Source organism: Blautia parvula (assembly GCF_020215665.1).
GTDB lineage: Bacteria > Bacillota > Clostridia > Lachnospirales > Lachnospiraceae > Blautia > Blautia celeris.
Window position 1 is genome coordinate 2,927,622 of the sequence record NZ_CP084061.1, and the last position, 25,710, is coordinate 2,953,331.

Sequence of the window (25,710 nt, forward strand, 5' to 3'; positions counted from 1 at the left end):
TATTTTTTTTAGAAAGTTTCAGAATCCGCAATAATAGGAAAGAAAAGGGACGCAAAAAAAACAGAGGGGAGCCGTTCAATATTAACAGCATTCCCTCTGTTTTATTATAATATCAGTAATTTCTTCCCGCTGTCCTTTATTTGGCAGGGACTATATAATAGTTTTCCTCTGTCAGTGGCGTTCCGTCCTCCGGAATGGATTTAAGAAATAAAAAGCTCTCGATCCGGTCAGTATCCAGTACCCTGTTGAGTCCGAATGTGTGGACATATTCTTCCCCCTCATCTGAGGAAAATCCACGTCTGCCCGGCCCGCCGTATAAATAGGAATATATGGTGCCGTCTTTCATCTTTACACCTTTCAGCTCCGGCGGATCTTCTGTTAACTCCACATCAATCTCTTCTCCGGAGTCATTATACCCCTTCTCTTTCGTCTTGGTTCTCGGAAACCGGTATGCCACCTGGGCAGAAATCGGTGATATCTCTATCTTTTCCACCACGGCACCGGTGTCTCCCAGAGCTGTGCCCGGGCTGCATATTCTTACCATGTCAGACCTTTCCAGGTTCCAGTCAAAGCTCCAGGTCCCTTCGATATTTGGTCTGTATCCATCCAGATACAGACCACCGAGTCCTGTCAGCTCCAGATGGATGGGTTTTTCCATAAAATAATCTTCACTCTCTGCGTTAAAAAGAATAATATTGTATTCCATACTGCCGTCTTCCAGCACATAAGAAATCTCCTGGTCTTCCGTAAACGGCGTCCCGTCCAGATTCACTGCCTTTCCATCCTCAGGGCTCTGCACAATGCTGTCAAAAAAATAAGATGAAAGGTTTACATAATCCTTCTCGTTTTCTTCATCGTCTATATTTTTCCCATCAATGGTAATCAATGTCCGGCCAAAATCAGGCTGTTCTCCCTGCGGTGGTTCATATCCCTCCACCTTTAAAGAGATGCGTAGAAAATGCTGATCCACAATTGTCTGTACTGCCGTAACCGTAACCCCCTGGTCCGTCACAGACTGATTAATGGGAGCTGCCATATGGGTATCTTCCAGTTCACGCTTCTGCTCCTCCTTCACAGCCATTCCGTCGGAAAGGCTTTCGCTCCACTTCATATAAGCTGCCCCGCCCGCGGTAACCGTACCGAAGGCAAGAATGGCTGCCGCTGCCAGAATCCAAAGCCTTTTCCCCGGCATTCTTCCCCCTGTTCTTCTTTCTGCTGCTCTTTCCTCTGCCGCTCCTGCCGCCGCGTCCTTTTTTATAGAAGCAAAGGCTTCATTGGCCTTCTGCCGGACTTTATCAGGAATCTCTACCTCTTTCCTGAGTTTCTCTATCATCTCCTCTTCTTTCATGCTCATATCAATTTCCTCCTCTCTGCCTTCGGATAATACTCCTCTGACATCTTCTTTCTGGCCCTGGCAATCCTGGTCCGGACAGTTGCCTCCGGTATCTCCAGGATCTCAGCGATCTCTGACATTTTAAAGCCTTCCACATAGTACAGGATGATCACAGTTCTGTACTTCCCATCCAGCATATCAAGCGCCTCATTCCATTCCAGATTGCCGTAGCCCTCCTCTTTTACTTCCACCTCAGGCATCTCGTCTGTGAAGAAGAGGTTCTCTTTTTTCTTCCTTATGTCATTGCATTTGTTGATCAGTATTCTGGTCATCCAGGTACGGAAATACCTATCTTCCCTGAGCCGGTCTATTTTCTCCCAGCAGGTGAGGATTGTTTCAGAGATGGCGTCTGCCGCGTCCTCCTCGTTGGAAAGCAGAGAACGCGCAGCTTTGTACATGTTCTGCATCTGAGACTGCATCAGCTCCGTGAATGCGTCCGCATCCCTCTCCTTTGCTTTTTTGATCAGATTATTCATATCAGGTTCCTTTCTTCCGTACGTACGTTTCCACATGTTTTTCATGTTTCTGCTTATTAGACCTAAGGATCGCCGGAAATGTTTCAACACATTCTTAATTTCTTCCAGACCTCATTTCCAAAGCACGGCCGCCTGCTGTTATTATCTTTTATATAAAAATGGCCGGCGTCCCGTAATATCCGGTGCGCCAGCCATTTTTATGCTGCTGCTTTTTTATTAAATACTTTATTGATCACAAATACCACAACGATCAGAGCCACAACTGCAAATCCCAATGATACAGCGCTCTTGGTCGCCCCTGCAATGATAAACGCAATAAGAGCGATCACACCGTTCACAAGCGCATAGGGCAGCTGGGTCCTCACATGTTCGACCAGATCACATTCCGCACCTGTGGAGGACAGGATCGTGGTGTCAGAGATTGGCGAGCAGTGGTCTCCGAACAGTCCTCCGGATAAAACCGCGCCTACGGCAATGGCAAACGGAATGGAGAATGCCTGCGCCATTGGTATGGCAAGAGGCATCATGATCGCAAAGGTTCCCCATGAACTTCCTGTGGAAAAGGACACGAATGCACCGAACAGAAAGATTGCCGCAGGAACCAGTGCCGCGGAAAAGCTCATGGATTTCAGCACATCCACAATAAACTGCGCCGTGCCCAGTTCACTGATCATGCTCCCCAGGGACCAGGCAAGAATCAGGGTGATTGCCACATCCGTCATCCCTTTCATACCGCCCACATACACCTTGAATGTCTCGCCGAAATTCATGACTTTGAAAAGACAGATCATTAGGATCAGAACCAGCGCCCCGAAAAAGTATCCCATAGTAAGTGCAACCCTGAACTCGTTGCCGTCCACCTTCTTAAACGGAAATCCCAGCGGTGCCAGCGTGGCAAACAAAGTGACAAATACAACTATGATGGGAAGGATCACCATGATCGGTTTTGCGTTCTTTTTGGAGTATACCCCGGTGTTTTCTTTTTCCGCCTCATGCTCTGTAAAGTTATAATCTGCCTTTTCTTTCTCTGCCTTTTGCTCCGCTTTTTTCATCTGGAAAAAATCTATCTTTGTAAATGCGATCAGCGGAATCATGATAATTGCCAGAATGGCATAAATCTGAAACGGAATGGCCTGCACAAAGGTAGTGTAATCTGATGCCTTTACGCCCAGATTGTCAAACTCTGACTGGATGAGTCCCATAATATACACACCCCAGCCGATAAACGGGATCAAAATAGCCACCGGAGATGAGGTGGAGTCCAAAATCCAGGCCAGTTTTTCCCTGGAGATTTTCAGCTTGTCAAACAAAGGCCGGAACACAGGTCCCACCAGAAGGGGGGTTCCCAGGTCGGAAAAGAAGATAATGATCCCGCCTGCCCATGCGCAGAGCTGTGCCTTTAACTTGGTGTTAACATAGCGGTATGCGCTCTGCCCGAAAGCCTGCGCGCCTCCTGACTTTTCCATCAGCTTGATAAATCCGCCGATGAACACCACCAGTACGATAACACCCGCATTATAGCTGTCTGTAAGCTGTACGAATAAATAATCACCGATCATAGATTTTACCGCTAAGAACGGGTTACCGTGGCTGAATATCAATACACCTGTAAGTCCTCCGCAGAAAAGGGAAAGAATCACATTTCGGCTCTTGATTGCCAGGATAACAGCTATGATGGGCGGCAGTAAACTTAAAATACCGTAATTCATAGGTTTCCTCCCAATATATAATATTTTCACGCAGAAAGGGCCGTGACCGGTTATCTGAAAGCGGCCATGGTCCTGTATTTCTGCCCTTTTTATGGGCAGTCCATGAGTAATATTACATGATTCTGAATAAATTTACAAGAATTTTATTTCGTTACCGGGGAAATATATTTTCGGCAAAAGAAAACGGCGGAGTAAAATCCCCCGTAAGGGACTTTGCCTCCGCCGCTCATCTATGCTTGGGCTTGTGAAGATTAGCTTGTGAAGATTTAATTCTCTGATATCTCTTCCAGATTTTTTCTCAGCTCTATCATCTTGTCACGCAGCTCTGCTGCCATCTCGAAATTCAGATCCGCTGCTGCTGCCCGCATCTGTTTCTCCACGTCCTTTATCAGCTTCTGCAGTTCCTTTTTGTTCATGGATTCCGGGTCCTTTATCAGTTTCTTCTCCGTCTCGGCTACACTCTTGGAGATACTGATAAGGTCACGGACTGCTTTTTTGATGGTCTGCGGTGTGATGCCGTGGGCCTCGTTGTACTCCTGCTGCAGCTTACGGCGGCGCATGGTCTCGTCAATGGCAAGACGCATGGAGTCTGTTATGGTATCCCCGTACATGATAACACGTCCGTCTGAGTTACGGGCCGCACGGCCGATGGTCTGGATCAGGGATGTCTCGGAACGCAGGAATCCCTCTTTATCTGCGTCCAAAATGGCCACAAGGGTGATCTCCGGAATATCAAGCCCTTCACGGAGCAGGTTGATTCCCACCAGCACATCAAAGACATTCAAACGCATATCACGGATGATCTCCGTGCGTTCCAGGGTATCAATATCAGAGTGCAGGTATTTGACACGGATGCCCAGCTCTTTCATATAATCCGTCAAATCCTCAGCCATCCGTTTTGTCAGCGTGGTTATGAGTATCTTATTGCCTTTTTCCACTTCTTTATTGACCTCTCCCACAAGGTCATCAATCTGTCCTTCCACAGGCCGCACCTCCACCATGGGGTCCAGAAGCCCTGTGGGACGGATGATCTGCTCAGCACGAAGCAGTTCATGGTTTGCTTCGTAATCTCCCGGGGTGGCGGATACGAACATGATCTGGTCTATTTTGCTCTCAAATTCCTCAAAGTTCAGAGGACGGTTGTCAAGGGCTGACGGCAGACGGAATCCGTAGTCCACCAGCGTGCTCTTTCTGGAGCGGTCACCTGCGTACATACCACGTATCTGGGGGATGGTCTTATGGGATTCATCTACAATGATCAGATAGTCATCCCCGAAATAATCCATCAGTGTATATGGCGCCTCCCCGGGTTCCAGCCCGGAAAGATGACGGGAATAGTTCTCGATTCCGGAACAGAATCCTGTCTCCTTGAGCATCTCAATGTCAAAGTTAGTCCGCTCTGAAATCCTCTGGGCTTCCAGCAGCTTATCCTCACTGCGGAAGTATTCCACACGCTCCTTCAGCTCCTCCTCGATGCCAACAGCCGCCTTCCGTATCTGCTCAATGGGCACTACATAGTGGGAGGCCGGGAAAATAGCAATGTGATTGAGCTGAGATTTTATTTCACCGGTCAGGGTGTCAATCTGGGTGATCCGGTCAATCTCATCCCCGAAAAACTCCACCCGCACTGCCATATCTGTATAATCCGCCGGAAAGATTTCAAGAACATCCCCGCGCACACGAAACGTACCGCGGTGAAAATCCATGTCATTCCTGTCATACTGGATATCGATCAGCTCTCTCACCACATCGTCACGGTCTTTCTCCATACCCGGTCGGAGGGAGATGATCATGTTCTGGTAATCCTTCGGGCTTCCGATACCGTAGATACAGGATACACTGGAGATGATGATGACATCCTTCCGCTCACTCAGGGAGGAGGTGGCGGAGAGACGGAGTTTGTCTATCTCGTCATTGATGGATGAGTCTTTGGCGATATAGGTGTCGGATGAGGGGACATAGGCTTCGGGTTGGTAGTAGTCGTAGTAGGACACAAAGTATTCTACTGCGTTCTCAGGGAAGAACTCTTTAAACTCACCGTAGAGCTGGGCGGCAAGGGTTTTATTGTGGGCAATGATAAGGGTCGGCTTCTGGATCTGCTGGATGACATTGGCCATGGTAAAAGTCTTTCCAGACCCCGTAACCCCTAGTAAAGTCTGGCATTGGTTGCCTTCTTTGAAGCCTTTCACGAGGGCTTCGATTGCCTGCGGCTGGTCGCCGGTGGGCTGGTATTCTGAGTGTAATTTGAACTCCATAATGTATGTTTACCTCCGTGGTGACCCAACAAAAAGTTCGCCTATAGACCAAAAATTCGTAAAACAGAGTATTCAGTACCGTGGTCTATAGGCGAACTTTTTCCATTTTACGAATAAAGGTCACCAAAACCTGTTTTGGGATACGTCGTAACACCAGATAATACCTGGTGGAAATAGTATTCTTTAAAGTCACTAAAAATTATAACATAGGCATATAAAAATGTATAGGTAAAAGCGGAACATTTGTTCTTTTTCTTTCTTTTCCCGGCTGAAAATGATGATTTTGGGCTTCGTCCTCTTATAAGATTTTGTTCCTGTAACAGGATTTATTTTAATATATCCGGAGATAACAGCCTCTTTTATAGCCAGATTCAGTATTTCCTGCCCGTTCTCTCCTGCCGATGGACTGGCTTTCGCAATACAGGCAAGCAGACTGTCCAAATATTCTACATTCGTATATTTCACTTTTACTTCTTAATAAACAAGCAGGATTTAATAGGAAGCAGACCAGATAATTTTTAAAACTTTACAAATATAAAAACCGGCATCTGCCGGCTTTTATATGTAACTTATTCTATTTTTTCGCATGCACGCTCTGCCTATGTCAATTTTCTGCTGCTGCTCTTTTTATATTCCGCATTTCATTTTTTTCTATGGCCACTCTTGTAATGATCAAAGCCAATATTAAAATAACACCTCTTATCAATTGATTTACATTTGACGTTCCACCTAATAATGTCAATCCGTTATCAAGCATGAAATAGGTCATAACACCAATGATCAATTTATAAATACGTGTACCAGAGCCTCCCTGTACCGGAATACTCGCCAAGAACATGCAGAGCATTACTTTCATCTCCACTCCTGCGCCCATTGTATTAGATGCCCCTCCAAGACGAACTACAACAAATATTCCTGCAATACCCGCAAGCAGGCCTGAAAGTGTATAAGCCACAATCTTTACAAGACTCACCGATGTCCCGGTAAATTCCATAGCAAGTTCATTTTCACCGATTGCACGTGTATATTCTCCAAAAGGCGTAAACCGGAAAATATATCCGAATATGATCAATACAACAAGGGCAATCAGCAATTTTATACCCAGGTTATCTAGCTTAAGCATCTGCTCATTGCAGATAAACACCTGAGACTGCAGCCACCAGTTTAATACAGCTCTGATTGCCAGCAGCATTGCCAGTGTACACATAAAGGAGGGAACTTTAAACTTTGATATAACAATACCATTTAGCAGACCTACTGCTGCCCCTACCAATATGGCTGCCGGAAACATGGCCCAGAAGCCAATGTTCAGAGCTGCATAAGCCCCCGCTGTTCCTGCCAGACCGATAATAGAACCACAGGTGATATCCGTTCCTCCCATAGCCACTGCAAAAATCATCCCCACTCCTGCCAAAAGATAAGGTACAGCCTGATTTATAATGTTCAGAATATTATTTACGGCAAATACCTGACCGCCTGTTAAAATGACAGCTGCTAATGTAATGACGAAAAAAATAATCAGGGGCATGACTGCGCCTATGTCAATATTCTTTTTACTCTTCTTCATCAGATCATCGCCTCCACTATTTTCTCTTCAGCAAATCCCTCATCCCTGCTCAGCATCCCAGAAACTTTTCCATCTTTCATAATGAGCACTCTGTCAGACATTCCCATCACCTCCGGAAGTTCATCGGATATCAAAAGGATTGCTCGTTTTCTTTCCTTCGCCTCTTTTTCCAGCAAATTATAGATATATGCCTTTACCCCGATATCCACTCCTCGTGTGGGACAATCCAGAATAATAAAATCCAAATCCTGGATCAGCCATCTGCTGAGATTCACCTTTTGCTTGTTTCCCCCTGACATGCTGTTTACCGGAGCATCTACACTGACACACTTTATTTCAAATCTTTTTTTTGCATCATCTGCCAGTTTTTTTAATTTTCGGGGGCTTACAAACCAGCAGGAGGATGCCATTTTGGACAGCGATGGAATCTGGATATTTGTAGAGATTTTAGCCTGCAGCATAAGCCCTTCTGAATCCCTGTCTTTTGAGAGATATGCCCCATGGTTCCCTGTAATGTCTTTTGTCCGCTTTACCGCCTTGACACCATCCTTTGAATAGATCAGAATCTCCCCGCTCCGGATATGTTCTTTGCCGTAAATAGCGCGTCCCAAATCATGAATACCGCCATCTGACAATCCGCAGACTCCAAGAATTTCTCCTCTGAACAGATCAAAACTGATACTCTGCAGCTTGTCTGTCGTTAGTTCCTTTACACTGAGCACCAATTCTCCGCTATTGGAAGCTTTTTTGTCTTCCCTGTAATAGTGGGCACTCACCTCCCGTCCAATCATGACCCGTTTTAATTCATCCAGATTAAATTCCTTCTTTTCCACAGTCATAACTGCACTTCCGTCGCGCAATACCGTAATACTGTCACAAAGTTCCAAGGTCTCTTCCAAGTCATGAGAAATCATAATGATCGAATGCCCATTCTTAACAAAGTCTGACATGATCTTATATAATTTCTGACGGTTATCATGTGACAATGCCTGTGTGATTTCATCCAATACCAAAATATCAGGCTCTATAGATAACGCTTTTACCAGTTCCACCAATTTTCTCTGTTCTATAGACAAATCCTGAGTCAATACTTTTAAAGGAATGTTCTCAAACCCGTATTTTTCCAAAATATCTGATGCGGCCTTTTCCATGGTTCTCACATTTAAAATTCCATATTTCGTAAACTGTTTTGTGTGTCCCATAAACATATTGACTGATACAGGAAGGGTTCCCAGAACTCCCAGTTCCTGTACTACCATTGCCACTTTGCAATTATTGGCATCAATCGGACTTTTAGGCGCATACTCTTTCCCGTTCAGAAACATGCGGCCGCTTGTAGGAATCTGAATCCCACAGATCTGAGAAGTCAGAGTGGATTTTCCAGACCCATTCTCTCCTATCAATCCCCTGATTTCTCCCCGCTTAAGCTGAAAATCCACATCAGCATTGGCATGGGTAACGCCATACCACTTATTTAATTTATCAATCTGTAATATCACTTTATCTGCCATCATTTCGATACTCCTTTATAATTGAGTTTTGAAATGACACCACAAAGGATAACGATCACACCAAGCAGGATATCCTGCCCTGTTCCGGAAGGTACACCGAGCAGTGTCAAACAGTTAAACAATCCGGCGATCAGCAGTGAACCAAACAATACCCCTGCCGGAACACCGATAATGGACTCAAAGGATGTGGCAAGCAAAAACACTGCCAGGGATTTAAATATCTGAGACACTGAGTTCATTCCCGTGACTGCTGTCAAATGGCCGTTAAAGCTGATATAACACATTGCGGCCACTCCGATGAACAGACCGCCGATCAACGTACCAATCAGCAGCGACTTATCTTTTTTGACCCCCATTGCGCCGGCTACTCCCGCATTACATCCCAGTGCACGTATATTCATTCCAATTGATGTATAATTATATAGAAAATAACATACTGCAAATCCGGCCAGCCAGACAATGATCATTCCCGGAATACGACCAAACCCTCTTGATGCTCCCATCTCCAGTACAGCCGTTCCCTGAGTTTTTGACATCCATTCAGAATACATTCCCATTACTGCCTCATACACCAGCGTCATTCCAAGGCCTGCGATCCATGAAGGGATTCTTGCTTTCAAACCAATGGTTACTGTCAATAATTCACAGCAGGCGGCACAGATGAGACAGCCTGCGATCAATCCTGCATAACCCAGGCCAAGTTCAGCGCTTAAGTATGCCCCCACATTCCCTGCTAAAATAACAGTAGCTCCAATTGACAGATCCACAATTCCCCCTGTCATGATAAACACCATTCCAAAACCGACTAATCCCGGAAATACTGCATGTGAAACTGTTGAAATGATATTTGTCGTGGAAAAGAATCGGTTCCCTGTCAGCACATTAGCAAGGACAAACAGCAGCGCATAACATACATAAAACACAGCCATCTTAAACCAGCGTTTGTTCTTTATTGAAGATTTCTCTGCCATAACATTCCCCTTCGCTTATTCTAATCCGGCTGCTTTCATCTCATCGGCCGAAATAGTGCCTTCCTGATACTTTGCGTTCAGTCTGTCTTCCAGAGAATAAGCGGTTACTATGTTGTCCTCAAAATCCTTTAATGACATACCAAGCATTGCCTGACATTCCTTGTCTGAATAGATACAATCCCCTGCGATATATGTATTAAACAGATCCATCTCCTCTACCGGAATACTAAAGGCAGGTACCATATCAACATAAGGCGCTGTACCATCTTCATTCAGCATAGGTGTACCATTTAATTTATTACACATCAGCGCTGAAGCATAAGAACCACACACTAAAAAATCGCCAATCAGGAATTGTACATAATCCTCATCCTTCATAGAAGAAAGAATCTTCTCATCAAAATCTGCTGTAATGATCTTCATATTCTTATCATTATATTTCTTAAGAGTTTCCAGTGCCGCAGAGCCAAATGTTGAAGCGCCTGTTGCCATAATGAAATCCGCATCCGTATGTGCAAGATACATATCTTCCGCCTGCGTCACCGCCTGGTTTGAATCATCTGTATGCTGTGTTCCCAGTATCTTTCCACCTGCCTTTTCAAAGGTATCAGTAAATCCCTCTATACGGGGAGTACCTGACGCATCTCCCACACCGGAAGCGAGGATAAAGCAGGTTTCATATCCCTGTTCAATGGCAAATTCTGCCATCTGTACACCGTAAGAATAGTTGTCCGGTGTGGTGGCACCGCAGTAGGTCTTATAGGTAGCTAATTTATCTGTGATTGCCTGATCTGTAGGAACTTTGTCTGCCAGAACAAACGGAACTCCTGCCTTTTCACAAAGCTCTGCAACCGACAGATACAGGGAATCATTTGGAATCCATAATACAAGTCCATCACAGCCAGACGCGATCATATTTTCAACATCAGTCACCAACTGATCCAGGGATCCGTTATCGCATACTCCCATTGCTTCATAGCCACAGGCTTCGATCACGTGTGACGTATTATTAGCCAGTGTATCAAGTGCATAATCACCAGCCGCAAAATAGTTGTACCCAATCTTTCCTTTTGAAGCTTCAGATTTTCCCTCCTCTGAAGCTCCGTCGGCTTCGCTCGCCGCTTTTGTTTCTTTTTTTGCTGTTGTTTCTGTTCCCGATTTGGAAGCCTCCGCCGGAGATGCTCCGCAACCTGCCAGACTCAGAAAAATTACAGATGCTACAGTTGCCGCAATTGCCTTTTTTAATCCTTTTTTCATACCGTTTTCTCCTTTTACTCTGTTAACTTGTGATCAAGTTACTTTATGACACAAAGTTTATCGAAAAACAGTATGTTTTTCAACGCACAAAACTTTTCATTTAGTGGAGAATATTATGATTTCTTGTTGCTGCATTTGCGGTAGCTTCCAGGTGAAACTCCTACATATTGCTTGAACACTCTGCTAAAATATTTCTCATCTGCATATCCGATCAGCGGAGCTATTTCATTTACTTTTAAATCTGTCTCTTCCAGAATTTCCTTTGCTCTCTCCACACGATAATAATTCATATATTGGACCAGGGTCTTCTGTGTTTTTTTCTTATAAAGGTCGCAGAGATAATTAGGTGTCAGATTAACTGCCTTTGCAATATCCTCCAGCGTGATTTCCTCTGAATAATGCTGATTGATATATTTTTGTGCCAGATATATACGTTCATCGGGACGCTGCATCAGAATCTTTATTTTACTAAGATACCGGCATGCAAAAAGATAAATCCAATCCAGCAGATCATTTAAGGTCCCATAAGAATCCTTTAATTCATAATACTCTTTGGATATCTCAGCCCATGTTTCTATGGAAATCAGATTTGACTTGTACATACGCCTTTCAAACTGTATATAAAACTCCTCCGCCATAGCATATGCAAAATCCACTGCTCCCTCTCCATACATCTGTATATTTTCCACCTTGTGTACATACCATATTCCGAACATTTCCATATCACAAACATCCAGAATATTGTTCAGTCTGCTCTTTTCCTCTACCGTATAATTATCATTCCAATGATCACTCTTATGATTCAAATCACTCCATCGAATGATCCGGTCTGTCCCAACCAAAATGCGGTTTCTGCAAATGTACAATGCTTCTTCTATATACTCGTCCAAACGGTAAATAGATGTACAGGTATGCGGAACTGTGATGGTATATTTCATTTCGGGATGTACTTCAATGACTGCTTCACATATTTTCTGTTCCATATCAAGAAATTCCTGAAAATCATATACATTATTTAGCACGACTAAAAAGTATTTTCGAAACTGATACACAGCAAACTCTCCGGCTGGTATACTGGAACTGAAAATATCCAGGATAATATGAAAAAGAACCGCGCTTGTCTCTTTTTCCTCACGCCCGTCCTTGCCATCTAATACTACCAGGCCAATATTAAACCTCCCCTCGCTCATATTCATTTCATACTCATCATTAATCTCCCATAAAAGCTTTGTCCTGAAATACGCATTGTTGCTGCTGATATTTTTAAGAAACTGCTGTTTTAGCTTATTAAGTCTCATTTCTGTAAACACTCTGAATTTCTGCTCTGCAAAGCTTTCCATACTTTCTCTTCTCAATATATTCAACAGCTTACTATCTTCAACCGGTCTGTAGATATATTCATACATCATATGATCCATTCTTCCATTATCTCTGAAAATCCCCGCATAGTCAGAGATAACAATGGTAATTATATTTTGTCTTATATTGAGTTCTTCCGCCAGTCTGTAAATTTCCCTGGCTCTTTCATCTATGATCACGACCTCCACAGATGCAGCGTCCAAAGACTCTATGGCCTTAATGACTGAATCTGTTTCATCAATAACTGCATATTCAAGCCTTTCTGAAGCAATCATTGTCTTTAGCTGTAGTATAAGCTGTGCGTCGGGCGATACGATCAACAGATTTTTCACGTTAATCCCTCCTGAGTATATGCAGCGAAAGCCAGCGCAAATACGCTGGCTTTACACACTTTGTCTTTAGTTATTGTTACTTCTCTTTTCTTCCAATTGTCTTCTGATCTCTTCACTGTCTGAATCGCTGAGGTCCCAGAAAAAGCACACCAGCGCGCCGAGGAAGAACAAAATAGCCGGAAGGAGATTGACTGTAAAGTTAATTCCCCTTAAAGTTTCTGCTGATTGCTGGATATTTGCCTGATAACCGAAGAATCCCAGAAGGAGGGCTCCTACAGCTCCGCCTACGGCATTACCTGCCTTGGTCGCCAATGTAAACATGGCATAGGATGTCCCATCCGTCCGCACTCCGCTTTTCAATTCCTGATAATCGATAGCATCTGATGTCATGGACAGTGTGATTGGAAAGGCCAGATTAAACGCTCCGAAAATAATGTGTCCAATGATCACTAATACAAGATTATCAAAGGGAGCCAGGTAAACGATCAGCAAGCCAACTCCCTGCATGGCAAGACCCGTCATCAGGGTTCTTTTCTTACCAAATTTGCGCATAAGCGGCGCCACAAAAAAGGATGCCAGCGTACCGCCTATTGCAGGAATCGTCATAATTACTGCGATCAATGTAAATGCCCCGAGACAATAGATCACATAGTAAGTTGTAATAGCAATCCTTCCCATAAAAGCAGTCATCTGAAGCAAAACAATGGCAAATACCAGAATCAAATATTTATTGCTGACGATATTCTTAATGGTCACCTTCAACGGTATTTTTTTGTCATTATTACCCGGCATGATCCTTTCTTTACATCCAAGGAAAACACACCAGAATAGAGGTACCGAAATAATACAATAAATCATTGCCGTCATGAAATAACCACGGCCTGTCGCTACTTTTGCACCATTGGAAAATGCAAGCATGATAAAGCTGGAACACACATTGATCAGTATCATACCAACACCCATACCAACTGAACGGCAGGCATTGATTTTGTTCCTCTCATCCGCATCTGTGGTCATAACGCCAGCCAAAGCGCCGTAAGGAATATTTACCAGTGTGTACAGCATACCGGCAATAATATACGTCACGGCAGCCCATGCAATTCCCTTCGTCCCATTTCCAAATGGAGCAGTAAATGTCAATATGATCGCCAGTGCCAAAAATGGACTGCCAAATGCTATGTACGGACGAAAACGTCCAAATCTGCTCTTTGTGCGTTCTGCAATCGCCCCCATCATGGGGTCATTGATTCCATCCCAGATCCGTGCGCACAGCATGATAGCAGAAACAGCAACCGGCGCGAGTCCTACAATATCCGTATAAAATATGGTAAGATACGAACCCACAAAAGTCCAGCCGAACTGGCTTGCCAAATCACCCAGTCCATAGCAGAACATACTCCATTTTGTAACCCTTTTTTCTTTCATTGCCTCATCCCTTCATCACTTTCTTAATTTTTTGATTTTAAATTGTTTTTATTGCAATTATCATAACATATTTCTCTTCATTTCGTTTTATCTGCAATATCAACATGTTGCCGGAATGAGCAAAAGTTTCTCTGCCAGAAACAAAAGAATTTACACCATTACTTTTTCTCTGAATCGGATAGACAAAAGATTAATGTACATGGCAAAACGATAGTCATCAATGATCCCCATATCACCCTCAAAACAATAAATATGATCTGCGTACTTTTTAAATTGGGGATAATAGGCATCCGTGAGCACAAACAGGGCCGCGCCCCGTTCTTTGATTTTCCTGATGATCTCGTTTACATCAACCGCATCAGATACAATGGGGGCAAGCATAATCACCATATCCTTTTCTGTCAGATTTTTGATATCCTCCAGTTGTTCCGATGCAGAATTTTTTATCTCACTCATATGGCCAGTCATGATCAAATCGCCCTGAAAACGGTATTCAGAAAACACGGTCCCATTGGTATAAAAATTAACCTTTTTACTGTTTTGGATTGAATCTATGATCTGATCCATTTTCTCAACACTGATATCCTCCCTCAGATTACTGACCTGTCTCTCCATCAATGCCAGATAAGCCACCAGGTCATCTTCATACTTTGCTTTTGCATTAAAAGAAACATATCTGTTTAGCATCTCATAGTTCTTTATCGTATTGATCAGGTTATTCTTAAAATCCTGAAACCCACGGTAACCCAGCTTTTTACTAAGCCGGCTAATGGTGGTTGGCGAAACATAGCAGAGTTCTGCCAGATCATAGATTGTGCAGTTCTTTACCTTATGAATATTTTGCAGAATGATTCCCACAACGGTATGGTAAATATCCCCATCTTTGCTATTATTATAATATACCTGCAAGCCTTCCAGTGCGTGCATATCAGACCCCTACCTTTCCTTCCATATATAACAATTCTTCTTATACCGTCCATACTACTATAAATGTCTCATAACTTCCAGCAGAAATCTCTACCTTTTTATCCTACGCAGCCGTCTTTCAAATACCGAGACACCTATTCCCACATAATACACACCAGCCGCCATTGATATCAGGATTTTAATGCTTTCTATCAGCCATCCCTCTGACATCCTTCCCAGACTACCCAGTGTCAGTGCAAAGCCGCAAAGCCAGGCCGGAAGGTATGGCTTCTCCCGGAATATCACATTTGCAAACAGGACAGCGCTCCCGCCCATAATAAACAGGACCAGAAAAAGCGCCGCATTTTCATTAAAATACTTACCCAACAATTTTATCTGCCAATCAGCCAGATTTCCCCAGATAACGCCGCCTGTAAATCCGAGCATGATCCCATTTGCTCTGCATGCCTGATTGCCCGCTGCCACATAAATTCCTGCGCACACCAATGCGATCCAGCTGCACTCAATACCGATTATTCCTCCGAGTACAGCCCATACAGGCGGCAGCAATGCAACTCCTAACGCTAAAATATATTTTTCTTTTTTTTCCATGATCTCCTCACATAAAGAAACGGCCATGTTTCCATGGCCGGCTCTTTTCATATTTCTACTGAATGTTTTGTTCTGCGTACAGCGACGGTAAAATCGATGCCAGATTTGCCATCTCACAAGCATTGTGTTCTGCCAGGCCCAAGAGTGTATCCAGTGTTTCTCTGGGTGTATCCGGTCCCATAGCACAAAATAATCCGTCAGGTCCAAACTGATACCCCTTCCAGAACCGGCTTCTCAGCTCAATCCCACTGCCGTCTGCCATTTCTCTGACAAAATGACAGACCACACCGGGCTGAGGGGCTGACAACGGTTCTGCGTCGATAGCTTTTGATATCACATTTCCTCCATCTGCCAGCAACAGGGAGGATTCCTTCGCTAATTTCCCATCAATCCCCAGATTTTCCGGGACAAGATGATCTAAAAATATCAAATCCTCCACACCTTTTCCCACATCTTCACTGGACCATCGAAATCCGGCTTTATAATGGTCCCGCGGATTCCAGATACGGTACCGCAAAGTCTGGTCCTCTTTTGACCACCAGTTATTCCAGAACTGATACATTTGAAAAGTCACTCCGGGCATTTTGTTCAGCATGGCAACGTATCCACCGCCATTTGGAAGCGTACATACTCCATACTCACACTTCATATACCCGTCCTTCAAAATATCATTCATATTGCCATTTTCTGCAAGAAGAGCATCTTCTACTGGTATTTCCTGTCTGCTTCGCAGATATTCCAGTGCCTCTTTTGCTGGTGTGGCAGGCTGCCTGTTCAAATATTTAGCATAAGGCTGACGCTTCTCTTCCTCCGTCAATTCCGGCTTTTGAATGGCTCTGCTTTTCATGGTGATTCCCCCATTTTTTCTATTATATTACATACTGTTCCATATACCGTTTACTGAGCTTCAGGCTGTTCAGAATAGCTTCTTCTGTACCCTCAAACGCCTTATCCTCTACTTCGATACAAGTATACCCATCGTATCCTATATCTGTCAATGCACTGACATATCTTCCCCAGTCTACATCCCCCAGCCCCGGTAGCTTCGGTGACATAAATTCAAGCGGATACGCCATAATCCCGGCACTGTCCAATCTGTCCTGATATATTTTGATATCCTTATAATGCACATGAAAAATTTTGTCTTTAAACTCATAAATTGGTTTTATATAATCTATCATCTGCCATACAAAATGAGATGGATCATAATTAAGTCCAAGATATTCACTTGGCAGGATTTCAAATACCTTTTTCCAGACTGCAGGAGTGGTCATCAGATTCTGCCCACCCGGCCACTGATCCGGTCCAAATAGCATGGGACAGTTTTCAATAGCAATCCTTACAGAATACTTTTCAGCCGTTTCTATGATTTCCGGCCAGATTTCCTTCACTAATTCCAGATTCTGCTCCACGTTTTTCGTCTGGTCTCTTCCTATAAATGTCGTAACCATTCCCACACCAAGTTTTGCACTTGCCTGTATCAATGCCTTTAAATGAGAGACTGCCAGGCATCTCTTTTCAGGATCAGCATCCATAGTATTGGGATAATAAGCCAAAGAAGAAATTTCTACCTTCCTCTTCCCAGCATATTCCAGAATATGCTGTGCGTAAGTATCATCCTCTATAACACGCTCTGCGTCAATATGTGACACGCCTGCATATCTTCTCTCTGCTTTTCCCTTTGGCCAGCAGGCAACCTCCACACACCCGAATCCTAATTCTGATGCTGTATCCATCATTTCTTCATAACTGCTCTGCTCTAAAATGGCAGATACAAAACCTAATTTCATGATGACACCCCCTGTTTATAATCGGATTTCCTTACCAAGTTCATCGGACTGATAAATCGCTTCCAAAATCTGTGTGACAACAAAGGCCTGTTCAGGCTTTACCAAAGGCTCTGTGTCATTCAGAACCGCATTCAGCCAATGTTCTGCTTCTATTACTCCCGGATCCCCTGCTCCGCCTTCAAAATAAGCCACATTTCCTTTTGCGGATATTTTTTCTTCCATAAGCTGACCATTCTTCCCTCGGTTATAGATCAGTTCATCTACCGGATATCCCATACCTGAACGGATTTCCGCCCCTGCCTTAGTTCCGCAAAGTGTTGTAGACGCCTCTCTGGAATCCAGCATATTGATCGCCCAGGCTGCTTCCAGATTGATCACAGAGCCATCCTTCATTTTGATAAAGCCCATGGCAGAATCTTCAACCTCATACGTGTCAGGGTCCCATGCCCCAAATTCATTTCCTTCAGTAGCTTGCTGTAAATGTCCCAGTTTATAGAAAACTTTTCCTGTTACACTCTCCGGCTCATAGTTGTCCATCATCCACAGAGTGATGTCTAATGCATGGGTTCCGATATCAATCAGCGGCCCTCCGCCCTGCAGCGCTTTATTCGGAAAAACACCCCAGGTGGGCACTGCTCTTCTTCTTACGGCATGTGCTTTTCCATAATAAATTTCACCAAGCTCTCCGCTTTCGCAGGATTTTTTCAAATTTTGGACCTCTGGTCTGAAGCGGTTCTGATAACCTATCGTAAACTTTTTACCGGATTTTTTCCATGCATCCAGCATCTTCTTTGCATCCTCTGTGTTGTGGGCCATGGGTTTTTCACACAATACATGCTTCCCCGCTTCAAAAGCCGCAACCGTGGCCGGACAATGGACCACATTTGGAGTCAGCACATGTACCACATCGATTTCCTTGTCCTTCAGCATTTCATTGTAATCTGTGTATACCTTTGCATTTTCTGTTCCGTATTCTTTGGCAGCTTTCTCTGCACGTTCTTTAATAATATCGCAAAAAGCTGTCATTTCACACTTATCGCTCTGGCTCTTCAATGCCGGCATATGCTTGTTATTGGCAATTCCGCCGCAGCCGATCAATCCAATCTGTAATTTTCCGTTCTTCATACTTATCTCCCCTTTACGAATTTAAAATCTTAGTATTCAATGCTACAAAGTGTTTCAACTGCTCTTCTGAATCAATAGTTTCATCAAAATGATGCCCCTCATACTCGCTTGCAATATAACCTTTATATCCCAGATCCCGAATTGTTGTAACAATCTCTTCAAACGGAATACATTCATCGTGTTCATCGTTATCCAGATAATAAAATTTTCCATGGATATAGAACGCACAATCAATGATATCCTTGAGCTGCTCTATTCGTGCCGGTGCACTGAATTTTGCAAACATTTCTTCGGCTGTATGTTTTTCAATTTCATTAAAATCCCCGTTTAAGATCCGGTCAAGATCTCCACCTTTTTTATGTAGTTCCGTGATTTCCTGTATCTTATCTTTTCTGCATCCAAAAGAAATCGCCTGATCAATATACAGCTGATGAGGGTATTTCTGGAAAATGCTAAAATCAGGTACAAATCCAAGCACGCCCCTTCCCTCATTCTTCATAATAGAAAAATACTCTTTCCATACAGGTACTTCCGGATGATGTGGGTGATGCATCTCAATGGTTAGTTTCATGCCCAGTTTCTTGCAGAACGGAATCATTTTTCGGAAAATATCCGGTGAAATCGCGTGCTGCGTTCTGACCATTGGAAATCCGGCTTTTTTCGCATATATTAAATCATTTTTAGTAAACTGGATGATTTCCTCTTCTGTCAGATCTCTGTCTGTCCTTATTCCCATATCAATATACGCACTCCAGCAAACAGGTTCAAGCTCATATTTTTCAAGCAGACTTTTGAACTCTGCCAGCCAATTATCCGATGGATACGGATATTCCGGGACCATCTGTGCTGCTACAATTTCAATCCCCTCATATCCCATATCCTTAGCCTTTTTCAGAACCCCTTCCAAATCCAGTTTTTCATGGATATATTCTGTTGAAAAACTATATAAAGAGATTCCCAATTTAATATCCTGCTTCATATATGTTCCCTCCTATTCCGCAATCTTTTTCTCCGTAACATCACTTTCCAACACCAGATATTGGCCGAAATAACCGGTATACGGAACTCTGTGTTTCATATATACATTCAGTTCATGAACTCCCGCTTCAAGGCCTCCATCTCTGAATACCTTTACCGTACCCTTGTCCCGCACAAACCAGTATTCTTTAAAACACTCTGAAAGTTCATCCATGAGAAATAATTTATTATTGACTTGCAGTTGAATGTCCTCTTTGGGAATCTCAATCCCATCTATTTTAAAGGTAAGTGCTTCGATACAGCTTAAAAAAGCTCCGCGATAGGACGGATATTTAATATCAAACTCATATCCTGTCTTTAAGCCATCCACGAACGTATTCCTGATATTCCCTTTGCAGATTAATATTTTATTATATGCCTGAAAATCCATAACATCTGCTCCCCTTTCTATTTTTCAAATTCCACTGCCTTTCCTGTTGCAGAAGATTTCCGCACTGCATCCATCAGGCACAATACCCGTCTTACTTCCGAAAGCCGGATTGCATCCTCTTCCAGCCCTTTTCTCGCATTAATGTAATTCACAAAGAAATCCCTATGCTCTGTATGTACTTCCGGTAATTCCTCCTCATACAGTAATCCCGGTTCCGGCTCGCCAAAGCTTCTGGTGGGGCCAGCGGAAGTCATGGTCAGTTTTCCGGGAACGCTCTCCAAAAGATGCTTTGTTCTTACAATTTTACCTTCTGTATTTCCCTGTGCCCGAAATGTTCCATCAATCACTGCACTTCCAGTGCTTCCTCCTATAAACCATGCTCTCTTAGGAGTCAGATAATAAGTACCGAGTTCGATTTCGGCAGTTATATGGTTTGCAAACTCAAAAATAATTTTAAAATAATCATCTACATTTTTATTGATGACATTTTTCAAATCAGCATATACTGTTAAAATTTTGCTGTCTACCATCTGCGCGATCTGGTCAATCAAATGAACACCCCAGTCATACAGCATTCCGCCTCCCATCTCAGGGTAAATGTGCCAGTCATGCATATTTCCATTAAATCCATATAACTGGGATTTTATAATATAGATATCCCCAAGAAGTTTCTGATCGTAAACTTCTTTCATTGTCCTGTAATCCACATCCCAACGTCTTTGCTGATGGACAGTAAAATGTACGCCCGCTTTTTCTGCTATTTCTACCATTTCGTCAAACTCTTTCACTGTCATTGCAGCCGGCTTTTCGCAGATAATATTTTTCCCGGCTGCGGCGCATTTTGTCACCATCTCAATGTGCAGTGGATTCGGGACTGAAATAATAACGGTATTGATATCTGCTTTTTCCAGCATGGTCTCCACATTCGTATAGCGTTCAACACCTTCCGGCGCATCTTCAAGCTGAGACGTATCTGTATCACAGACTGCTTTTAAACTAATCTCATCCAAAGTCTGCATCATATTGGCATGTTCATGCCCCATAAACCCAAATCCGATAATACCAAGTTTAATCTCCATATCTGTCTCCTATTCAAAAAATACTTCTTTTCCTGTTCTTGCAGATTCGTAAATTCCCTCTACGATCTGTGTCACCACCATGGCTTCCCTTGGCTTGATGAATGGCTCCGTATCCTCACGGATCGCTTTAATGAATTCCTGTGATTCACGGAACATTGGAGCCACTGGCTGTATTGCAAATGGGGCACCGGGAATACTCATATCCGGTTCCATCACGTATGGCTTTCCATGAGAAACTCCATTGATCCTGACTCCGCCTTCATTAAACATATCTACACCCGCCTCTGTTCCGCAAAGTGTTGTCTTCATATCTCCGCTCAGCATATTGATCATCCAAGCCGCCTCTACAAGAATGGTGGCTCCATTCTTCATTGTGACCAGAGCAAAACCGGAATCCTCAACCTTAAATTCCTGTTCTGTCCAGCCGCCCCAGATATTTCCTTCCGGCTTATCTATCATCTTTCTATAGGTATGTGCTTTCACACTTAACGGCTCATAATTATCCATTGCCCAGAGTGTCAGATCAAGAGAATGAGGCGCTCCATCAATCAGGACTCCTCCCCCGTTTTTGCCGGATAAATACTCTCCCCATTTTGGAACTGCTCTGTAACGGGTCGCATGGGCTTTGGCAAAATAGATTTCTCCAAGCTCGCCTTTATCACACATCTCTTTGATATACAGGGCTTCCGGGCGGTATCTCCACTGATAACCGATAGTCAGTTTCTTATCAGCTTTTTCTGCAGCTGCGATCATTTCTTCACATTCCTTTTTTGTGGTTGCCATGGGTTTTTCACATAAAACATGATTACCGTTTTCAAGGGCTGCCACTGTCATTTCACAATGCAGCGGATTGGGGGTTGCTATATGAACAATGTCTGTTTCCACTTCCGCCAGCATTTTTCTGTAGTCTGAATAGATTGCCACATCCGTCAGTTCGTACATTTTAGCAAGCCTATTTGCTTTCTCCACCGAAATATCGCACAGAGCAACAATTTCCACGTCTTTGTTTGCTTTTAATCCTGGTATATGTTTGTCCTCCGCGATCCATCCGCATCCAATCACTGCAACCTTATAAATTTCTTTATTATCTTTCATTGTTTTCTCCTTCTTCTAAATTAATATAGTTTCTCTTGCCTCTATTAACCCGGGTACCGGATCATTTTCTGTCATATATTCCAGTCCAATATATCTGTCATATCCAAGCTTATCAATCGCCTCAAATACATGCCGGTAGGCAATCTCACCTTTTGTGATTTCATTTCGGCCCGGATTTCCTGCTGCGTGAAAATGTCCGATTTTATTAATATTTTCGGTAATGTTCTGGATCAGGTTTCCCTCTGTAATCTGTTGATGATAAATATCAAACAGGATCTTCACATTGTCACTTCCAATCTTATCAATGACATCAAAGGAATCCTCTGAGGTAGACAGATGGTAACCCGGATGATTTACCAACAGATTGAGTGGCTCTATTACCAAATTCATGTTTTCTTTTTCCACAATTTCTGCCGCCTTACGCATGGTGTCTAAAAAAGTTTTCCTGTGTTCTTTTCTGGTGATTTCTTTTTGAAAGCTTTCAAATTCCCATCCTGCCTGAGCGATCAGGGTCCTGCAGTTAAGTTTTTTTGCTGTTTCAATACTTTCTTTTAATCCGTTCAGATAATCATTTTGTTTCTCTTTGTCACCCGGGTTGACAAATTTTGTACAGAAAGTTGCAATCTCCAGTCCCAGTTCTTTCCGGACTTTCGCAATTTCATCTACATCCTTATCCCACCATGTCCAAAATTCAATCGCCTCATAGCCAGCTTCTTTCACCTTTTTCATAGATTCCTTAAAACTGCCTTTGTTCATAAATACTGCATCAATACATACTGAATATTTCATCTGCACACTCCTTTCTTTTACCAAAATATTATCATGTATTCCCTGTTTTTCGCGCCTCCAGATGAAATAGTTATTCTTATATCAAAAATAAGTTTCTGTATGAGAAACTTATTGCAGGCTTTGAATCCTATCTTTATTTTACCCTACCATATCTCCCTACAATACGTCTGCAAAATGTGGTTTCAGACGTTTTAATATTTCAATACCAAAAACAAATATCATGATTGTTACAACCCAGAAATAGATTCCCTGCTTCCAATGAACAGTAAGCCATGTTTCGCAACAAACACATGAGTAAGTAAATTATAAACAAAGTCCTTTTTCCGGTATGACAAAAGAAAAATGGGGGTTTTGTTATGGAAAAACTGTTAACCGGATGGAAGATATTGAAGATGTACACCAGCACAAGTAAGGTACGCCATAAACCGAAAGATATTCTGGTGACTGCTCTGTTTGTAATACTTGCTAATGCGGACTACTGGGCAGAATTGGAACTGCTTACAAAAGAATATCCGGATTATCTCCGTAAATATATCGAACTCAAAAATGGAATTCCATCACACGATACTCTGAATCGTGTAATGGAAATGCTGTCTGTGAAGGTTCTCCAACAATTGTATGGGAAATGGCAGAAGCTCTTAAACAGAAATGAAGGAGGTGCCTTGAAAAAGGTCATCTGTATTCACGGAAGAAAGATGTGTTCCAACAAAAAAAGAAGGGAAACCTCCGCATATTGGTTCCGTATGGAGCCGGGAGGGTCAGCTCATTACGCTAGATGCAATAGGGTAGATAAGTACCAGTTTTACTCATTGCCTATTCAATCTACTGTGGTGTGACACGAACGTACCGTAGGCAGTTCAACCTGCATAAAACGATCCCTGCGAATGAGGAGCTGGTTATCAGTCTAATTAACGGACGTGAAGTCCAAGAAAGGAAGACGACATACCGATTGCTCCATCATTATAACAGCTTAAGCAACAAGATGGATAATTCCTTACTGGCTGTAAGGGATATTAACCATAAATATATTGTAGTAGAAAAAAATTTCGACACAACAAAAAACCATTATCGACAAAGTTCCTATACATATCTGATTCTTATCAGGAAAAGGCATTTTTCATAGACACGGAAATTTTTAAGCTCTCTTCCCCCTCCTGTCCAGCTCCATCCGGACATCACCATACTCCTCATCCAGCCCATACCTCCTCAGCACCAACGCCACCACTCCGCAAACCACCAAAGGTATCACCATAAATCCCAGCACCGCCAACTGTTTCCGGCCATCGGGCCGTATAGATGCCTCCACTAATCCGGAAAAATTCTGCTGATTCATGATAAACCCTGCCAAACTCTGTCTCAGAGCACCGGCCAAACCGCCCCCTATCGATACAACAGCGGCGATAAATGCTACCGGAAATACGGCGCGCGCTCTTCCGGTCATGTAGTCCACATGATCGAACACATCCGGTTCCATGGCCCACAGCATTGCCCACATAAATCCGTTTCCGATTTCTCCCAATACAAACGCCGGATAATAGACGGGCTGTATTTTCATACTCACAAGCATCAGCAAGCAGGCCGCTGCATAGATTCCTGTTCCCAAAAGGGCACACTGTTTTTTGGTAAGTTTCCTGTTCAGAAGCAGTACGGCAAAAAACGCAGCCAGGGGGATTCCATAACGAATCCCATTCATAACTGCAGCGTTTCCGGTTTCTCTTAAAATCCAGAAAGAATATTCCCCTGTAAGAGTGGCGAACACAGAGGTTCCGAACATCAGAAGGCCCCCATAAACCACCAGGATCAGAAAATACCGGTTTGTTAAAAAGGCTTTAAAATCCCCTGCGCAGTTTTTCAGGCTCATGCTCTGGCTCTCCGGAATCCGGGGAATATTTATCTCTTTCAGAAGAAAACTTCCTGTTAATATGGCGATAATTATGAGAACTGTAAATACTGTCACATACCGTTTTCCTCCATCTGCCCCCATGATTCCCGGCGCGGCGAGCCGGCCCGCAGGAAACACAGCACAAATCGCCGCCAAACTGCCTGCTATGCCCTTGACAGACGCCAGATTCCACCGCTCTGCTGCGTCCGCGGTCATCCCTGCTATCAGTGCATCTGCCGGGTAAAGAAGCAGCTTTACACTGGAACTCCAGACAAATATCACAATCTCCGCATACACTAATCTCGCTCCCATGGCGTTTCCCGGAACATGCATACTCATCAGTACACTTACCGCCAGCAGAAAAATCCCGCTGTATATCCAGGGTTTGCTGCGGCCTGATCTTTTACGGGTTCTGTCCATCACGAAACTTAAAATAAATACCGTCAGTGACGAAACGATCAGAGCAGCCATCATGATCATCCATACCCCGGAACCGGAAACCTCCATCCCCTCCAGCATATAAGACATCATACCCGATGCCGTGAGAAACGGCAGTAACCTTCTTCCAAATTCCACCGCTCCCAGGCCGCACCTCTGCTTCCGGCTAAAAGCCTTTACGCTTGCTGCAGTATTATCCATACCTTCTCCTCCCCTCTCCGAATCTCATCTTATACACTAATATACCCTAATACAATCCCGCTCACATATCATGTTTAATACCTGTCAATATTTATTTTAATTATACAATTTTCAGTCAAATCCTTCAATC

The 25,710-nt window shown here is 43.4% G+C and carries 22 protein-coding genes; 1 reads left to right on the forward strand and 21 read right to left on the reverse strand.

Annotated features, from left to right (window positions below; all coding sequences use genetic code 11):
* Nucleotides 1-136 precede the first annotated feature (136 nt).
* The 20 genes from LC508_RS13655 to LC508_RS13750 form a co-directional block, all read right to left on the reverse strand.
* Nucleotides 137-1,354: a DUF4179 domain-containing protein gene (locus LC508_RS13655; protein ID WP_103732594.1), complete on the reverse strand. Its 1,218-nt coding sequence runs from the start codon at nucleotides 1,352-1,354 to the stop codon at nucleotides 137-139.
* The gene (locus tag LC508_RS13660) at nucleotides 1,351-1,905 is read right to left on the reverse strand and encodes an RNA polymerase sigma factor (RefSeq protein WP_225305378.1); all 555 of its coding nucleotides are present in this window, start codon (nucleotides 1,903-1,905) and stop codon (nucleotides 1,351-1,353) included. The genes LC508_RS13655 and LC508_RS13660 overlap by 4 nt, the downstream gene beginning before the upstream one ends.
* A 161-nt stretch (nucleotides 1,906-2,066) precedes the next feature.
* Nucleotides 2,067-3,578 (reverse strand): Na+/H+ antiporter NhaC family protein, encoded by a 1,512-nt coding sequence (locus LC508_RS13665; RefSeq protein ID WP_103732593.1) that lies wholly within the window; start codon nucleotides 3,576-3,578, stop codon nucleotides 2,067-2,069.
* A gap of 266 nt (nucleotides 3,579-3,844) precedes the next feature.
* Nucleotides 3,845-5,833, reverse strand: coding sequence for an excinuclease ABC subunit UvrB (gene uvrB, locus LC508_RS13670; RefSeq protein WP_033142357.1), 1,989 nt, complete (start codon nucleotides 5,831-5,833; stop codon nucleotides 3,845-3,847).
* 604 nt (nucleotides 5,834-6,437) lie between these two features.
* Nucleotides 6,438-7,400, reverse strand: coding sequence for an ABC transporter permease (locus LC508_RS13675; protein ID WP_033142355.1), 963 nt, complete (start codon nucleotides 7,398-7,400; stop codon nucleotides 6,438-6,440).
* On the reverse strand, nucleotides 7,400-8,914 hold the full coding sequence (locus tag LC508_RS13680) for a sugar ABC transporter ATP-binding protein (RefSeq protein ID WP_052099586.1): 1,515 nt from the start codon (nucleotides 8,912-8,914) through the stop codon (nucleotides 7,400-7,402). The genes LC508_RS13675 and LC508_RS13680 overlap by 1 nt, the downstream gene beginning before the upstream one ends.
* Complete coding sequence (locus LC508_RS13685) at nucleotides 8,911-9,882, reverse strand: ABC transporter permease (RefSeq protein ID WP_033142354.1); 972 nt, start codon at nucleotides 9,880-9,882, stop codon at nucleotides 8,911-8,913. The genes LC508_RS13680 and LC508_RS13685 overlap by 4 nt, the downstream gene beginning before the upstream one ends.
* 15 nt (nucleotides 9,883-9,897) lie before the next feature.
* Complete coding sequence (locus LC508_RS13690) at nucleotides 9,898-11,139, reverse strand: sugar ABC transporter substrate-binding protein (protein ID WP_033142353.1); 1,242 nt, start codon at nucleotides 11,137-11,139, stop codon at nucleotides 9,898-9,900.
* 113 nt (nucleotides 11,140-11,252) lie between these two features.
* Complete coding sequence (locus LC508_RS13695) at nucleotides 11,253-12,830, reverse strand: helix-turn-helix domain-containing protein (protein WP_054351926.1); 1,578 nt, start codon at nucleotides 12,828-12,830, stop codon at nucleotides 11,253-11,255.
* Between the two features lie 66 nt (nucleotides 12,831-12,896).
* On the reverse strand, nucleotides 12,897-14,255 hold the full coding sequence (locus LC508_RS13700; RefSeq protein WP_033142351.1) for an MFS transporter: 1,359 nt from the start codon (nucleotides 14,253-14,255) through the stop codon (nucleotides 12,897-12,899).
* 150 nt (nucleotides 14,256-14,405) lie between these two features.
* The gene (locus tag LC508_RS13705; protein ID WP_033142350.1) at nucleotides 14,406-15,182 is read right to left on the reverse strand and encodes a MurR/RpiR family transcriptional regulator; all 777 of its coding nucleotides are present in this window, start codon (nucleotides 15,180-15,182) and stop codon (nucleotides 14,406-14,408) included.
* 90 nt (nucleotides 15,183-15,272) lie between these two features.
* On the reverse strand, nucleotides 15,273-15,773 hold the full coding sequence (locus LC508_RS13710) for a DUF1097 domain-containing protein (protein WP_033142395.1): 501 nt from the start codon (nucleotides 15,771-15,773) through the stop codon (nucleotides 15,273-15,275).
* A gap of 55 nt (nucleotides 15,774-15,828) precedes the next feature.
* A complete protein-coding gene (locus tag LC508_RS13715; RefSeq protein ID WP_033142349.1) occupies nucleotides 15,829-16,620 on the reverse strand; it encodes a DAPG hydrolase family protein in 792 nt (263 codons plus the stop codon).
* Nucleotides 16,621-16,642: 22 nt separating this feature from the next.
* Nucleotides 16,643-17,563 carry a sugar phosphate isomerase/epimerase family protein gene (locus LC508_RS13720; protein ID WP_033142348.1) on the reverse strand — a complete coding sequence of 307 codons (921 nt, stop codon included), beginning with the start codon at nucleotides 17,561-17,563 and terminating at the stop codon, nucleotides 16,643-16,645.
* Between the two features lie 15 nt (nucleotides 17,564-17,578).
* On the reverse strand, nucleotides 17,579-18,688 hold the full coding sequence (locus LC508_RS13725; protein ID WP_033142347.1) for a Gfo/Idh/MocA family protein: 1,110 nt from the start codon (nucleotides 18,686-18,688) through the stop codon (nucleotides 17,579-17,581).
* Between the two features lie 13 nt (nucleotides 18,689-18,701).
* Nucleotides 18,702-19,667: a sugar phosphate isomerase/epimerase family protein gene (locus LC508_RS13730; RefSeq protein WP_033142346.1), complete on the reverse strand. Its 966-nt coding sequence runs from the start codon at nucleotides 19,665-19,667 to the stop codon at nucleotides 18,702-18,704.
* A gap of 12 nt (nucleotides 19,668-19,679) precedes the next feature.
* Nucleotides 19,680-20,096, reverse strand: coding sequence for a C-glycoside deglycosidase beta subunit domain-containing protein (locus tag LC508_RS13735; RefSeq protein WP_033142345.1), 417 nt, complete (start codon nucleotides 20,094-20,096; stop codon nucleotides 19,680-19,682).
* A gap of 17 nt (nucleotides 20,097-20,113) precedes the next feature.
* Entirely contained in the window at nucleotides 20,114-21,175 is a 1,062-nt protein-coding gene (locus LC508_RS13740; protein WP_118593775.1) for a Gfo/Idh/MocA family protein, read from the reverse strand.
* Between the two features lie 9 nt (nucleotides 21,176-21,184).
* Nucleotides 21,185-22,270 (reverse strand): Gfo/Idh/MocA family protein, encoded by a 1,086-nt coding sequence (locus tag LC508_RS13745; protein WP_033142343.1) that lies wholly within the window; start codon nucleotides 22,268-22,270, stop codon nucleotides 21,185-21,187.
* 15 nt (nucleotides 22,271-22,285) lie between these two features.
* Entirely contained in the window at nucleotides 22,286-23,059 is a 774-nt protein-coding gene (locus LC508_RS13750) for a hydroxypyruvate isomerase family protein (protein ID WP_033142342.1), read from the reverse strand.
* A 356-nt stretch (nucleotides 23,060-23,415) separates the two neighbouring features.
* Here LC508_RS13750 and LC508_RS13755 point away from each other — a divergent pair, with 356 nt between their 5' ends.
* Nucleotides 23,416-23,895 (forward strand): transposase family protein, encoded by a 480-nt coding sequence (locus LC508_RS13755; protein WP_052099584.1) that lies wholly within the window; start codon nucleotides 23,416-23,418, stop codon nucleotides 23,893-23,895.
* Nucleotides 23,896-24,194: 299 nt separating this feature from the next.
* On the opposite strand, the gene LC508_RS13760 is transcribed toward LC508_RS13755, so the two are convergent.
* A complete protein-coding gene (locus tag LC508_RS13760; RefSeq protein ID WP_103732924.1) occupies nucleotides 24,195-25,580 on the reverse strand; it encodes an MFS transporter in 1,386 nt (461 codons plus the stop codon).
* Nucleotides 25,581-25,710 lie beyond the last annotated feature (130 nt).

Coding starts and splice junctions, on each gene's coding strand:
- LC508_RS13750 (WP_033142342.1), bottom strand. CDS start 23,059: ATGAAATATTCAGTATGTATTGATGCAGTATTTATGAACAAAGGCAGT.
- uvrB (WP_033142357.1), bottom strand. CDS start 5,833: ATGGAGTTCAAATTACACTCAGAATACCAGCCCACCGGCGACCAGCCG.
- LC508_RS13745 (WP_033142343.1), bottom strand. CDS start 22,270: ATGAAAGATAATAAAGAAATTTATAAGGTTGCAGTGATTGGATGCGGA.
- LC508_RS13655 (WP_103732594.1), bottom strand. CDS start 1,354: ATGAGCATGAAAGAAGAGGAGATGATAGAGAAACTCAGGAAAGAGGTA.
- LC508_RS13685 (WP_033142354.1), bottom strand. CDS start 9,882: ATGGCAGAGAAATCTTCAATAAAGAACAAACGCTGGTTTAAGATGGCT.
- LC508_RS13730 (WP_033142346.1), bottom strand. CDS start 19,667: ATGAAGCAGGATATTAAATTGGGAATCTCTTTATATAGTTTTTCAACA.
- LC508_RS13755 (WP_052099584.1), top strand. CDS start 23,416: ATGGAAAAACTGTTAACCGGATGGAAGATATTGAAGATGTACACCAGC.
- LC508_RS13705 (WP_033142350.1), bottom strand. CDS start 15,182: ATGCACGCACTGGAAGGCTTGCAGGTATATTATAATAATAGCAAAGAT.
- LC508_RS13710 (WP_033142395.1), bottom strand. CDS start 15,773: ATGGAAAAAAAAGAAAAATATATTTTAGCGTTAGGAGTTGCATTGCTG.
- LC508_RS13720 (WP_033142348.1), bottom strand. CDS start 17,563: ATGAAATTAGGTTTTGTATCTGCCATTTTAGAGCAGAGCAGTTATGAA.
- LC508_RS13700 (WP_033142351.1), bottom strand. CDS start 14,255: ATGAAAGAAAAAAGGGTTACAAAATGGAGTATGTTCTGCTATGGACTG.
- LC508_RS13665 (WP_103732593.1), bottom strand. CDS start 3,578: ATGAATTACGGTATTTTAAGTTTACTGCCGCCCATCATAGCTGTTATC.
- LC508_RS13660 (WP_225305378.1), bottom strand. CDS start 1,905: ATGTGGAAACGTACGTACGGAAGAAAGGAACCTGATATGAATAATCTG.
- LC508_RS13715 (WP_033142349.1), bottom strand. CDS start 16,620: ATGAAAAGCAGAGCCATTCAAAAGCCGGAATTGACGGAGGAAGAGAAG.
- LC508_RS13760 (WP_103732924.1), bottom strand. CDS start 25,580: ATGGATAATACTGCAGCAAGCGTAAAGGCTTTTAGCCGGAAGCAGAGG.
- LC508_RS13725 (WP_033142347.1), bottom strand. CDS start 18,688: ATGAAGAACGGAAAATTACAGATTGGATTGATCGGCTGCGGCGGAATT.
- LC508_RS13740 (WP_118593775.1), bottom strand. CDS start 21,175: ATGGAGATTAAACTTGGTATTATCGGATTTGGGTTTATGGGGCATGAA.
- LC508_RS13735 (WP_033142345.1), bottom strand. CDS start 20,096: ATGGATTTTCAGGCATATAATAAAATATTAATCTGCAAAGGGAATATC.
- LC508_RS13675 (WP_033142355.1), bottom strand. CDS start 7,400: ATGAAGAAGAGTAAAAAGAATATTGACATAGGCGCAGTCATGCCCCTG.
- LC508_RS13680 (WP_052099586.1), bottom strand. CDS start 8,914: ATGATGGCAGATAAAGTGATATTACAGATTGATAAATTAAATAAGTGG.
- LC508_RS13690 (WP_033142353.1), bottom strand. CDS start 11,139: ATGAAAAAAGGATTAAAAAAGGCAATTGCGGCAACTGTAGCATCTGTA.